Genomic DNA, 12,306 nt, shown 5'->3' on the forward strand with positions numbered 1-12,306 from the left:
AATCTTTAAATATTACACTTATATGTAAATAATGCAGGTAAGTGAATTAATTTATAGATGTTTATTAATGATTAACTTTAAGTATATTTATTTATTGCACAAATTTGATTATTTTTTTGATTTGCTATAAATTCATATTTTAGTATTATAATAGCATGAAATGAAACTTTAAAAACATTAGAGGGGGAAAAACATTATGAAATGTAAACGGTTAGTGTGTACAGTGATAGCTATTGCGTGCACTTTGTCATTAGGAATTACAGGCTGCTCAAGCAGCAGTTCAAAAACATCTGCTGAAAATTCACCTGCTAAGACAAGTGATTCTCCAGTAGAACTTGTATTTTGGAATCCTTTTGGTGGTGGTGATGGAGATTACGAAGATAAGATTGTTAAAGATTTTAATGATTCCCAAAAAGAAGTTGTTATTAAACAATTAAGGCTTGATTCAGCAGATTATTATGCAAAACTTGGAACAGCTCTTGCTTCTGGAAAAGGTCCAGATATTGCTATAGCTCATGTCGATAAAATAGCACCTTTTGTGAAAGCAAAACAGGTATTGGCTTTGGATGATATAGTTTCTAAAGTTGGACTTAGTTATGATGAAATAACAGATTCTAATGCTAAAAGTGTAGTGTTTAATGGAAAGCATTATGCAGTACCAATAGATACACATTTTCATGTGATGTATTACAATACGGATATACTTAAAAAAGCAGATTTACTTACTGATGATGGAAAACCTAAACTTGAAGATGTATCAAAAGAAGGATTTGTAAAATTCCTACAACAGATAAAGGAGAAGGTACCGGATGTTACACCTATGTCTGTTAATACTCCGTATTTTCAAGAACCATTCTATAATTTGTATTATGAAGCTGGAGGAAATTTACTTAATGATGATTTGACTAAGGCTGCAGTTAATAATGATAAAGCGCTTGATGTTTTGAATTTTTATATGAATTTATATGATACAAAACTTAGTGATGTTAATGATAAAACTCCATGGCAGACCTTTAGCGATGGTAAATCAGCAATATGGTTTGGAGGAGTTTGGGAGGCAGGCCAGCATTTTGATGATAAAGAACACAAGATTGCAGCTGTACCACTTCCACCGATATTTGGAAGTGAAACCCATTGGGCTAGCTCTCATACATTGATAGTTCCTTCTTATGTAGATTCAGCAAAACAAGAAGCAGCAATGAAATTTGCTAAATATTATACAGAAGTTGGTGGAAAGACATGGGGACAAGCTGGACATGTACCTGCAGGAAAAGCAGTTGCTGAAAGTTCAGAATACACTGGGTTACCTTATAGAAACGAATTTATAGCAGCTCAAAAGACAGTTAAGTTTGCTCCGCCAACAGATAAATATAATTCAATAGATACAGCAATACAAGAAGTTTTACAAAACATAGTATTTAAAAAGGTTACCCCTCAAGAAGGGCTTCAGACAATGGAGAAAAATATTAATGATATATTAGGCAATTAGTTGTTATTAAAAAAGTATAAAAATTGCAGCTTATGGTGCAATTTTTATGCTTAAGTTTAGGAGGCGAAATGTTTATATGGGCACAAAATTAGAGGTATCAAACACAGATCCTAAAGTAGTTAAAGAGAATAAAATGGCTAAGATAATTAAGAATGAAATGTCAGCCCTAGCATTTTTGGCCCCATTTCTTGTAGTTTTTATTATATTCTACATTTGGCCTGTGATAAAAGGCGGATATATGAGCTTTTTTTCATGGGGAGTAGCTGGGGCAGATGAATATGTTGGATTCAAAAATTATATTAGTATTTTGAAGAATAAAGATTTCTATAGTAATCTATGGCATTCTTTTTACTTTTTAATCATATCGGCGCCAATTATAATTGCTTTGGGACTTGCGCTTGCTATGATAGTCAACCAAAAGATAATGTTTAGAACTGCAATTAGAGGAATATATTTTATGCCATATGTGTTATCAGTTTCTGTAGTAAGTTTTATTTGGCTCAGAATGTTTGATTCCAACAATGGATTAGTCAATGCAGTTCTTTCCAAGATAGGCATTCATGGAAATATAAGCTGGTTAACAGATTCAAATTACGCATGGTGGGCAATAGATATAACAACGGTCTGGTGGACAGTTGGCTTTGTAATGGTTTTATTCCTAGCAGGCCTTCAAGAAATACCTGAAGAATTATATGAAGCAAGTGCTATTGATGGAGCGAGTTCATTTCAAAAGTTTATACATATAACTTTACCATCTTTGTCAGGTGTAATTCGCGTACAAATATTTTTTCAAGTAATAGCAGGTTTAAAAATTTTTGGACAACCACATATTATGACTCAGGGTGGTCCTGGAGATGCTACCAATACAATAATAAGATATATTTATATGACAGGGTTTAAGAAAGATGCTTTTGGTATGGCATCAGCCCAATCAATCCTCTTCTGCATCATAATGCTCGTAGTAGCAGCACTTCAATATAGATTTGTAAATAAGAAAGATTAAGGAAAAGGAGGAGTATGATTAAAATGAAAAAAGCATTACTTAATATTTTGGCTATAGCTATAGCAGTTATTTTTCTTGTTCCTCTTTTATGGATGTTTATTGTAGCACTTAAACCTAATGGTGTTAATGCAATAGAGCTAAAGGATTGGTTCAATTTTTCGGATTTGACTCTGGAAAATTATATAAAGGTTATAACAACCTCAAAAATCTTTTTATGGACATTTAATAGCTGCATTATAGGATTAATCACTACAGTAATTTGTGTTGTAACAAGCTCCCTTGCTGCTTATGCGTTCTCAAAAAAACAGTTTAAGATGAAGGCTCTTATTTATCTTGTAGTGGTGTCAGGGTTATTAATACCAACAGAAGCTATTATGATACCATTATACGATACAGTTTTACATTTAAAGCTTATTGATAATATCTGGGGAATAATTTTGCCAGGTCTCACAAATCCTCTTGGAATAATTTTAATGAAACAATTTATGGATGGAATTCCTAACAGTTATATTGAGGCTGCAAAGTTAGATGGATGCAAGGATTTTAGGATATGGTATAAAATTTGTGTGCCTCTTACGAAATCAGCAATGGTTTCCATAGGAATATTTTACTTCATCCTATCTTGGAATAACTTCATATGGCCATATATAGCTATAACCTCAGAGGAAAATATGGTTTTGGCAACAGGTCTGCCAACTTTCTTAGGAAGTAATATTAGCCAAATAAATACGATTATGGCCGCTAGTTCAATTGCAGCAGTACCTACAATCATAGTATTTATAATTTTACAAAAGCACATTATTAAAGGTGTGGCACTTTCAGGAGTAAAAGGATAATTGAGATACGTAATAGCAGTGTCTCTAAAAAGATGTGATTTTATATTAAAGTAAAATAAAAATGTTTAAAAGTTAGGGGGAATGATGTTGGAAAATATGATTAGAAACGAATATCCTAGGCCTCAATTCCAAAGAGAACTATGGGAAAACTTAAATGGTGAATGGGAATTTGAATTTGATGATAAAAGAGTGGGTGATAAGGAAAAATGGTATTTATCTGAAAAGCATTTTTCAATGAAAATTCAAGTCCCTTTCTCATATCAAAGTGAATTAAGCGGCATCGGCAAAACTGATTTTCATGATCTTGTTTGGTATAAGAAAGAATTTAAGCTTCCAATAACTTTTTTAGGTTATGACACAATACTTCATTTTGGAGCAGTTGATTATAAAGCAGATATATGGATAAATGGACAGCATGTGATGTCTCATCAAGGTGGAAATACTCCTTTTAAGATAGATATAACCAATGAATTAGTTGAAGGCGATAATGTTATAGTTGTAAGGGCTGAAGATTTTAGCGAAGATTTGACATTACCTCGAGGGAAGCAGTATTGGAAAGAGAAATCTGAGGCTATTTGGTATACCAATACCACAGGTATTTGGCAGACTGTTTGGCTGGAAGCAGTTTCACAAATCAATATTGAAAAAGTAAAATATACCTCTTTTATTGATACGACTGAAATTGAAATTGAGTATTTTATTAATGGTTATGAAAATTTGAAGGATATTCAATTGCAGGTGAATATTTGTTTTGATAAAAAAGTCATTGTAGATGATATTTATAGAATCAAATCTAAGGTTGAGTCTCGAAAAATAAAACTTAACGAATTTAATGAACATCACTTTTCTCATTTATGGACACCAGAAACACCATTTCTTTATAATGTGGAATTTAAGCTTATATGTGATGGTAATTTAGTAGATGATGTCAAGAGTTACTTTGGAATGCGTAAGGTGTCGGTAGAAGGTGGTAAAGTATGCCTTAATAATAGACCCTATTATATGAGATTGGTATTAGATCAAGGATATTTTCCAGGTGGAATTCTAACAGCTCCATCAGATGAAGCATTAAAAAGGGATATAGAATTGACGAAGGCTTTAGGGTTTAATGGAGCTCGGAAGCATCAGAAGGTTGAAGATCCGCGTTATCTATATTGGTGCGATAAGCTTGGTCTGATAATTTGGGGAGAAATGGCAAATGCTTTTGATTATTCTGAGGATTATGCAAAAAAGATTTCTATAGAGTGGCATGAAGTAATAGATCGGGATTATAATCATCCGTCAATTTTTGTTTGGGTGCCTCTTAATGAAAGCTGGGGTGTGCCTAAAATATTGACTGAAGTAAAACAGCAAGAGCACGCTCTAGCTTTGTATCATCTTATAAAATCTCTAGATGCAACTAGGCTAGTTGTATCTAATGACGGCTGGGAGCTTGTTGAAACTGACTTGTGCAATATCCATGATTATGAGTGGCGTTCAGAGATTCTTAAGCAGAGATATAAAGCAGTTGAAAATTTGGTTGATACGATGCCATCAGAAAGAAGAATATTTGTTGGTGAATATAAATATAATGGGCAGCCAATACTTGTTTCTGAATTTGGAGGAATAGCATATAAGAACCAAGAGAAAAATGGCTGGGGATATTCGGGAGCTGTAAATGAAGAAGATTTTATTAAAAGAATAAAGTCAGTAGTTGAACCTTTAAAAAGCTCAGAAATTGTTCAAGGTTTTTGCTATACCCAGCTTACAGATGTAGAACAAGAGATGAATGGGATTCTTACGTTTGAAAGACAACCAAAGGTACCTATTGAAGAAATATATAAAATAATAAAAGAGTAACAAGATAACAGGAGTAAATGTCAGTAATAAATTAAGTCTTATAATAAGCTGAATTTAATAAAGAGGGTATGTTTTAAATTTAGCTGTTATATATAGAAACTTAAAATAAGTATAGAGGAGATGTTAGAATGTTTAAAAAGAAAAGATTTAAGTTTTCTATGTGTTTAATGTTAGTTTTATCTACTTTTTTAGCTGTGTCTCCAGTAAGTGCTGCAAATACTGCAACTTTTGGAGAAGCAAAGATTATTACTAATATTAATACTTTTGATGATGCAGGGCCTGATGCACGAGGAATAAGACCTGGAACCTTTGGATCAGAATATGCAAGGCTTACTAAGCTGTCAGATGGTACTTGGTTATGTGCATTAACAATATATGATAATAATGGGTATACTCACATGTCATCATGGGGAGGGACAAGACTTCAGGTATTCAAAAGCACTGATAACTGCAGGACATGGAAACTTATATCAACAATCGCAGATAATAATAGAGATTTAGATAATGCTCAAATTGTTCAATTACCAAATGGAGAATTAAGATTGGCAGCAAGATCAGTTAGATGGCAGGAATCCTATAGAATTTATATTTATAAGAGTACTGATGGAGGAGTGACATGGCCATATCTTTCAACCTTGGATTCAAATGAAGGAACAGCAGGAAGTCTCGGAAATCCAGATAAAGGTATTTATGAGCCACATTTTCAAATATTAAATGATGGAAGTTTGGCTTGTTTTTATGCTAACGAAAAACATGTAACTGAAAATCCTTCATATTCTCAGATTATTTCAGAAAGGATTTCTAATGATGGAGGTGCTACTTGGGGGAAAGAGATATGGGTAGCTTGGGATAATAATTCAGCTGGAAGACCTGGTATGCCTGTAGTGACGAAGATGACTAATGGAAATTACATTGTAGTTTTTGAAGTAGTTGGTACTCAAGATGCTAATATATTCTGCAAAACTTCAAGTGATGGCAAAACTTGGACTTCAGGGATAGGGACAAAGATTCCGGATCAAAAAGCAGGACCTTATATTACATCTCTTTCTGATGGAAGGCTAATGGTTACATCTTGTACAAATAATCTATCCTTTAGTCTTGACTATGGCGCTTCCTGGTATACTAATGATCAGCAGCCTTGGACTTTTGGATATAACCTTGACTGGAGTAGTGTTTATCAGACAGGTACGAATGAAATAGCAGCAGTAACTAGCGTACCAAGAACAGAAGGCGGTCATAATGTCCAAATTAAGTTTGCAAGCATTCTCCCTCTTAAGTCTATAAATTCAGGCAAGCAGTATAAATTATCTTCAAAGTGTAGCAATGATACTATGTGTCTTGATGTTTCAGAGGGGTCAACAGCTGCTGGAGCAAATGTGCAGCAGTGGAATGATAACGGATTAAATCCTCAGAAGTGGACTATAATATCAACTAATGATGGTTACTATAAGCTTATTAATGCTCAAAGTGGTATGGCATTGGAAGTCGTGAATGCATACTAATGATGGCGCAAATGTACAACAGTGGAATGACAATGGAGCTGATTGCCAAAAGTGGAGAATAGAAGATCTTGGTAATGGTTACTGTAAAATTGTTAATAAGAATAGTGGTAAATGTCTTGATGTCAATGCTAACTCAGCGACTGCTGGAGAGAACGTACAACAGTGGACTGATAATGGATATGATGCACAGTGCTGGAAGCTGGTTCAGTTAAACTAAGTATTTTTTATTAAGTTTTAAATAATTATAAACCTAAAATAAAAATTAAATAGTCAATTAAGAAGTCTGAGAGAGCAGTCACAAAATACTATATACAATTTAGTATGTTTTGTGGCTGTTTTTGAATTATAGTCTAGCAAAAATTTATAATTATTAGTATCTTTCCATGGAAAGGAAAAAAATGCTTTCGTAGAAATAATACAGGCAATAATATATAATGATATAGATAAATATATTGTTAATAAAAATAAGTAAGTATATGATGGATTTAAATTATATACTTAAATCTTAATATAAAGTGAAGAGAGGTCAGGTAATGAACAGTATTTTAATTAGACCAGTAGTAAGAGAAGATATAAAATATGTTGCAGATATAGAAAATTTATGTTTCCCAAAGGCTGAAGGGGCATCTTTGAAAAGTTTTTATGAGAGATTTGATGCATTTCCAGAAAGTTTTTTTGTTGCAGAAATTGATAATAAAATTGTTGGATATATTAACGGATGTATAACAGATAAACCAAGCCTGCCAGATGAATTATATCATGATGCATCGTTGCATAATCCAAGAGGAGACTATCAAGCTGTTTTTGGATTAGCTGTAGCTCCTGATTATCAGCATGAAGGTATTGCAGGAAAATTAATGGATTACTTGATAAATATTTCTCGTGATAGAGGGAAAAAGGGGATTATTTTGACTTGCAAGGAACATTTAATTCATTTTTATGAGGGATTTGGATATGTACATAAGGGAATTGCTGATTCAACTCATGGAAATGCAGTATGGAATAATATGCTTCTAGAGTTTTAAGGTTTACAAATAAACTTATTTAGGAAAATTTAAAGATTAGAGGAATTTTACTGATGCAATGGTGATGGCATATGTCGTTGCATCAGTATTTTTGTTCTAAAAATAGTTATAAGCTTTCATTAAATTAAGTAGCACTAAATGATTTTAGAATATTTATATAATAATTTGATATCATTCTATTCTCCTAAATAGTATCTATATCTTTATTAATATATTCAATACAATGAATTAAGTGATTGAGTGTATTAGTAGAATAACTATTTTACTTGACAGAGATAAACTGAGTGATATACTGTATGATATATATTTTGAAGGTAAGGACAAGCTATTCGCGTGCTTGTAAAAAGATCATGAGTTGTATAGCGAGGATGCTTGAAAACAACATAAAAAGGAGTTATATATTATGATGATTGTAGATAATGAAAAATGCGTGGGCTGTGGACTTTGTGTTAAAGATTGTTTTGCCAATGATATTAAGATAGCTGATGGAAAGGCTAAAGTTAGAAATATTGCATGTTTTAAATGTGGTCATTGTATTGCAGTATGTCCTAAAGGTGCTGTATCTACAGATGAGTATAATATGGAAGAGGTAAAAACTTATAATGAAACTGAATTTAAAATAGATTCAGAAACATTATTAAATTTCATAAAATTTAGAAGGACTACAAGACAATTTAAAGATAAAGATGTGGAAACAGAAAAGATTTCTAAGATTATTGAAGCAGGAAGATTTACTCAAACAGGTAGTAATAGTCAAAACGTTTCTTATGTAGTAGTAAAAGATAAGATAGATGAACTTAAGGAATTAGTTTTTGATAGTCTTAAAGTTAAAGGTGAAGAAATACTTAATAACTTAAATGAACAAACTAGACCATTTAAAAGATATGCACAGATGTGGATAAAGATGTATGAAGGATATAAAGAAAATCCTAAAAATGACAGGCTATTTTTTAATGCTCCAGCAGTAATTCTTGTAGTGTCTGATTCACAAGTAAATGCATCTCTAGCATCTTCTAATATGGAACTTATGACTAATGCTCTAGGGCTTGGAACATTTTTTAGCGGGTTCTTTACATTTGCAGCACAAGGGAATGAAAAGATTAGAGAATTAGTTGAACTAGAGGAAAATAAAGAAGTTGTAACTTGCATGATAATTGGATATCCAAATGTAAAGTATGTTAGAACAGTTCCAAGAAAAGCTGCAAATATATTATGGAAGTAAAATTTTAATAACTTATATTGAGTTTTTGGGCTGTTTATTAAAGCAGATGAAATTCTGCTTAATGGACAGCTTTTATAGTGATATTTAGAAAAAAAAGAAGAATAAGAGATAAGAAAACGTTATCTAGACAAATTACAGCTAATAATGTATAAGAAAATATAATATTTTTATAGTAATATTATATTATTTAATTGAATAAATGGTATAATGCTACAATACTATGCATTGTTGTTAATATTTCCTTAAAGATAAGTTATAAGATGATTAGATAGTTAATTTAACATGATGAGGGGTGCGTAAGGGATGAAAAAAAATAGTAAACTATTTCGAAAAATTGTTATAGGAATTGTATTATTTATTATAGTACCTATATTATTAATAGGAGAAATTTCGATTTATAAATTAAAATCAGCATTAGAAAGTAGCTTAAAAACAACTAGTATACAAACGATTAAGGAAGTTGATAAAGGATTTTCCGAGTATCTACAGGTGTTAGGTACGCAAATGGATGTAGCAGCAAAAAACATACATATTAAAGATCTGACTAATTCAGGTGCAGATCACAAGCTTACAGTAAACTATGTTCAAGGAATGTTTAAGGATACTAAAACATCAATTGATGGAATCATAAATGCAGGTTTTGCTGGAGAAAATGGCGAACTAGTATTAGATAGTGGAGTCTTAACTTTAAATGATTTGAATTTTAAGGAAAGAGAATGGTATGTAAAAGCAAAAGCAGCTAATGGTAAGATAGTATATATTAAACCGTATAAAGATGCTGTATCAGGAAAGCAGGTTATGACAGTTGCTCAAGCAGTTAAAGATGATAATGGACAGTTTATAGGAGTTATAGTAATTGATATGTCCCTTGATGCGATGCAGAAATACATAGGCGGAATACAATTATTAAATACAGGCTATGTTTTACTTGCAGATGGTGATGGAGATATTATAGTAAATAATGATAAAAATACTGTAGCAGAAGACAATGTTACTGGTTTATCGTTCTGGAACTCAGCCAAAGGGGAAGACCTTGGAGTATACACTTTTGAAAGTAATAAAAAATCATTTTATGTATGCCAGGAAACTGATGAAAAGACTGGATGGAAGCTCATTGGAATCATTGATGGCAAAGAAGTTGAAGATGGAGTAATGGCTATACATGGAACAATGATTATAATTTCAATTGTATTAGTTATTATAGGAGTTTCCATAGGAGTTATTGCAGCATTGTATCTTATGAAAGAAATAAATAGATTGAAGAGTGTAATTAACAAAGCTTCAAAGGGAGACCTTACAGGAAGAATTACTGTTACAGCAAATGATGAATTTAAGGAACTTGGAGATGACTTTAACACTATGTTGGATAGCTTATCTGATTTGCTGGACAATGTTCAAAATACATCTGAAAGTTTGATTGAGGCATCTGTCAATATAGCAAGTATGTCAGAGGAAACTACATCGTCAGTATCAGAGGTGACAAATGCTATACAAGAAGTATCAACTGGAGCTACAAGTCAAGCACAATTTGCGACTGAGATTGCAGCTAATGCAGAAGAATTATCAGATAGAATAGATGAAGTTGATAAGCATACAAGTAATATTAATAATTTATCAAATGTAACTAAAGATTTAAGTAAGCAGGGAATTTTTATAATCCAAGATTTAATAGATAAGGCTGCAAGTGCTAAAACAAATGCTATTAAGTCCGCAGGTATGGTTGCAGAAATGATAGAAAGTATAAATAAAATTAATTACATATCAAATGTAATTGAAGAAATTACTGAGCAGACAAATCTTTTAGCATTAAATGCTAGTATAGAAGCGGCGAGAGCAGGGGAAGCAGGAAAAGGATTTGCAGTAGTTGCTGAAGAAATAAGAAAGCTTGCAGAGGAATCTAAGAAATCTACTGATGAAATAAAAACTATTGTTACAGAGATAGGGGTTAATGGAAATAACACTAAAGCTGCAATGGAAGCAAGCAGAGAAATGTCTCAGGCACAAGGCCAGGTTATAAAAGAAACAGAAGATATATTCGCTAAAATAGTTGAATCAATAATACCTTTAACAGATGCAATTAAAGAGATCAAAGATTTAAATGAAAAAATGCATGTAAATAAGGAAAAAGTAAAATCACAAATAGAAAATATAGCAGCAGTATCAGAAGAATCAGCATCTATATCAGAAGAAGTTACAGCATCAGCAGAAGAAGTAAGCGCAACAATGGATGAACTTACACAGTATGCAAGTAACCTTGAAGATATTGCGGGTAACTTAAAGGAAAAGATGAGCAAATTTACTTTAAAGTAAAATAATAAAGATCATACTTTTATTGAGCATATATGTTATATAGCTTATACAAAGTATGATCTTTATTTATGTAGAGAAAATTAACGTTAGGCATATTAAAGAAAATAACAAGTTCAAATATGCTGAGAATATTTTTCATCAGACAAGGAAATAAATTGACTTGTTATTTTTGATAATGCCTTACATCATTTCAAGCATTTGCTTTAATATTCTAGTTGAATTCTTAACTGCAATTGGAACAAACTTTTGATAATCCATGTGTGCTCCGTTATTTGCATTATCAGAAATTGATCTTATAACTACAAATGGAATTGAATTTAAGTAGCAGACTTGTGCTATACTAGCACCTTCCATTTCGCAGGATATTGCTCCAAATTCCTTATCTAGCCATTGAATTTTTTCAATATTAGCAACAAATTGATCACCAGAAGCAATTCTTCCAACAAAGCTGTTTAACTCTGAGATTTCTTCGCAAGCTTTTTTAGCTAAAGTGACCATCTCTTTATCGCATTTGAAATCAAAAGTATCAAGTCTTGGAATTTGTCCCATCTTATCTCCAAAAGCTGTAGTATCCATATCGTGTTGCACTAAATTTTCAGCAACAACTATGTCACCTGGATAAATTTCTTTACCAATTCCACCAGCAACACCAACATTGATAATCTTATCTACATTGTATTCTGATGCTAATATCTGAGTACAAATAGCTGAATTTACTTTACCAATTCCGCAAACTACAGCTACTACATCTTTGCCATATAATTTACCCTTGTGAAAAGTCATGTTAGCTTTTTCTTTCTTTGTTTCAAGATTTAAGTCTTGTAATAGAATCTCTAATTCCTCTGCCATAGCAGCAATTATTCCAATAGTCATATAATAATTGTCCTCCTAAAATAATATAATTAAGTACAAAATAATGTACATTTATAGATATCCAACTTTAAAATTAAACTTATGTGGTAACTTGCCGAAATCACATATATTTTTATTCCTCAGGACTTGTGAAATTTTCGCTGGAAAGTTCTAAATGCCTGCTTCACAAAATGTATATGATTTCTAGTATAGATACACACAAAAGTT

10 protein-coding genes are annotated in these 12,306 nt (G+C 32.0%); 9 read left to right on the forward strand and 1 reads right to left on the reverse strand.

All coding sequences use genetic code 11. The features are described 5' to 3' along the window. The first annotated feature begins 196 nt into the window (after positions 1–196). The 9 genes from CLOBL_RS16420 (at position 197) to CLOBL_RS16460 (ending at position 11,226) form a co-directional block, all read left to right on the forward strand. Complete coding sequence (locus tag CLOBL_RS16420) at positions 197–1,489, forward strand: ABC transporter substrate-binding protein (protein WP_077860027.1); 1,293 nt, start codon at positions 197–199, stop codon at positions 1,487–1,489. A 76-nt stretch (positions 1,490–1,565) separates the two neighbouring features. Further along, positions 1,566–2,492, forward strand: coding sequence for a sugar ABC transporter permease (locus CLOBL_RS16425; protein WP_179117778.1), 927 nt, complete (start codon positions 1,566–1,568; stop codon positions 2,490–2,492). A 23-nt stretch (positions 2,493–2,515) separates the two neighbouring features. Next, positions 2,516–3,328: a carbohydrate ABC transporter permease gene (locus tag CLOBL_RS16430; protein ID WP_077860029.1), complete on the forward strand. Its 813-nt coding sequence runs from the start codon at positions 2,516–2,518 to the stop codon at positions 3,326–3,328. 84 nt (positions 3,329–3,412) lie between these two features. Beyond that, complete coding sequence (locus tag CLOBL_RS16435) at positions 3,413–5,167, forward strand: glycoside hydrolase family 2 (protein ID WP_077860030.1); 1,755 nt, start codon at positions 3,413–3,415, stop codon at positions 5,165–5,167. A gap of 128 nt (positions 5,168–5,295) precedes the next feature. After that, positions 5,296–6,669: an RICIN domain-containing protein gene (locus CLOBL_RS16440; protein ID WP_077860031.1), complete on the forward strand. Its 1,374-nt coding sequence runs from the start codon at positions 5,296–5,298 to the stop codon at positions 6,667–6,669. After that, positions 6,659–6,886, forward strand: a complete 228-nt coding sequence (locus tag CLOBL_RS16445) for an RICIN domain-containing protein (RefSeq protein WP_077860032.1) — start codon at positions 6,659–6,661, stop codon at positions 6,884–6,886. Before CLOBL_RS16440 ends, CLOBL_RS16445 begins: the two co-directional genes overlap by 11 nt. A gap of 316 nt (positions 6,887–7,202) precedes the next feature. Beyond that, the gene (locus CLOBL_RS16450) at positions 7,203–7,694 is read left to right on the forward strand and encodes a GNAT family N-acetyltransferase (protein ID WP_077860033.1); all 492 of its coding nucleotides are present in this window, start codon (positions 7,203–7,205) and stop codon (positions 7,692–7,694) included. A 403-nt stretch (positions 7,695–8,097) separates the two neighbouring features. Next, positions 8,098–8,916, forward strand: coding sequence for a nitroreductase family protein (locus CLOBL_RS16455; protein ID WP_077860034.1), 819 nt, complete (start codon positions 8,098–8,100; stop codon positions 8,914–8,916). Positions 8,917–9,219: 303 nt separating this feature from the next. Then, entirely contained in the window at positions 9,220–11,226 is a 2,007-nt protein-coding gene (locus CLOBL_RS16460) for a methyl-accepting chemotaxis protein (protein ID WP_077860035.1), read from the forward strand. Between the two features lie 180 nt (positions 11,227–11,406). Here the strand turns inward: CLOBL_RS16460 and CLOBL_RS16465 are convergent, their stop codons facing one another. Further along, the gene (locus CLOBL_RS16465) at positions 11,407–12,099 is read right to left on the reverse strand and encodes a 5'-methylthioadenosine/adenosylhomocysteine nucleosidase (RefSeq protein ID WP_009172982.1); all 693 of its coding nucleotides are present in this window, start codon (positions 12,097–12,099) and stop codon (positions 11,407–11,409) included. Positions 12,100–12,306 lie beyond the last annotated feature (207 nt).

This window comes from Clostridium sp. BL-8, assembly GCF_002006495.1.
In the GTDB taxonomy this organism is placed as follows: Bacteria; Bacillota; Clostridia; order Clostridiales; family Clostridiaceae; genus Clostridium.

What these genes read in the sequence shown, in the direction of transcription:
- CLOBL_RS16460 (WP_077860035.1), top strand. Translation starts at nt 9,220, where the DNA reads ATGAAAAAAAATAGTAAACTATTTCGAAAAATTGTTATAGGAATTGTA.
- CLOBL_RS16445 (WP_077860032.1), top strand. Translation starts at nt 6,659, where the DNA reads ATGCATACTAATGATGGCGCAAATGTACAACAGTGGAATGACAATGGA.
- CLOBL_RS16450 (WP_077860033.1), top strand. Translation starts at nt 7,203, where the DNA reads ATGAACAGTATTTTAATTAGACCAGTAGTAAGAGAAGATATAAAATAT.
- CLOBL_RS16440 (WP_077860031.1), top strand. Translation starts at nt 5,296, where the DNA reads ATGTTTAAAAAGAAAAGATTTAAGTTTTCTATGTGTTTAATGTTAGTT.
- CLOBL_RS16425 (WP_179117778.1), top strand. Translation starts at nt 1,566, where the DNA reads ATGGGCACAAAATTAGAGGTATCAAACACAGATCCTAAAGTAGTTAAA.
- CLOBL_RS16455 (WP_077860034.1), top strand. Translation starts at nt 8,098, where the DNA reads ATGATGATTGTAGATAATGAAAAATGCGTGGGCTGTGGACTTTGTGTT.
- CLOBL_RS16420 (WP_077860027.1), top strand. Translation starts at nt 197, where the DNA reads ATGAAATGTAAACGGTTAGTGTGTACAGTGATAGCTATTGCGTGCACT.
- CLOBL_RS16435 (WP_077860030.1), top strand. Translation starts at nt 3,413, where the DNA reads ATGTTGGAAAATATGATTAGAAACGAATATCCTAGGCCTCAATTCCAA.
- CLOBL_RS16430 (WP_077860029.1), top strand. Translation starts at nt 2,516, where the DNA reads ATGAAAAAAGCATTACTTAATATTTTGGCTATAGCTATAGCAGTTATT.
- CLOBL_RS16465 (WP_009172982.1), bottom strand. Translation starts at nt 12,099, where the DNA reads ATGACTATTGGAATAATTGCTGCTATGGCAGAGGAATTAGAGATTCTA.